Annotated in this window: 2 protein-coding genes; one reads left to right on the top strand and one right to left on the bottom strand. The window is 73.5% G+C overall.

Annotated features, from left to right (window positions below; genetic code table 11):
* On the bottom strand, positions 1 to 365 hold a 365-nt coding region (locus Ato02nite_RS50900), incomplete at its 3' end, for a hypothetical protein (protein WP_213013959.1).
* A 60-nt stretch (positions 366 to 425) separates the two neighbouring features.
* On the opposite strand from Ato02nite_RS50900, the gene Ato02nite_RS50895 reads away from it, so the two are divergent.
* Positions 426 to 633, top strand: a 208-nt coding sequence (locus Ato02nite_RS50895; protein WP_281419913.1) for an rRNA adenine N-6-methyltransferase family protein, incomplete at its 3' end; no start/stop codon positions are given.

The raw sequence follows: 633 nt of genomic DNA, 5'->3' as shown, positions 1-633 counted from the left end.
CCGCGCACGGTCGCGGCGAACGACTCCGGGGCCTCGTTCAGCGGCCGCCGGGCCACGAACCGGACCGCCCAGCCGCTCGTCTCCGCCACGTTGTAGATGCGGTGCACCACCAGGCTGCCGCGCGGCTCGGGCTCCACCGAGGTGACCCCGCGGTACCACCACTCGCCCTGCCGGCTCACCGACCGGGCCGCCCGGTCGATGGTCACCGTGATCCGGCTGCCCCGGTCGGTGATCACGAACTTGTCGCCGGGCTCGTCGCCGGGCTCGCCGCCGGCTTCTCCGTCCGGGCGAACGGCCAGCAGGATCTCCGCCACCCGCTCGGGCGGCGCCTCGACGACGGCCGTGAGCTTGAGCAACTCGGTCATCACCGCTTTGTACCCCGTCGCGTCCAGGTGGTGTCGCGTACGCCCGTAGGCTCTTTCCTCATGGCTGACGCACTTCTCGGCCCGGCGGAGATCCGGGAGCTCGCGGCGCGCCTCGGCGTGGCCCCGACCAAGAAGCTCGGCCAGAACTTCCTGCACGACCCGAACACGATCCGCCGGATCGTCGCCGCGGCCGGACTGCGCCCCGACGACGTGGCCCTGGAGGTCGGTCCCGGCCTCGGGTCGCTCACCCTCGGCCTGGTCGGCGCGG

The sequence above is a fragment of the Paractinoplanes toevensis genome (assembly GCF_018332695.1).
In the GTDB taxonomy this organism is placed as follows: Bacteria; Actinomycetota; Actinomycetes; order Mycobacteriales; family Micromonosporaceae; genus Actinoplanes; species Actinoplanes toevensis.
Note: the sequence above shows the minus strand (reverse complement) of the source record. Positions and strands in the feature narration are given on the sequence as shown.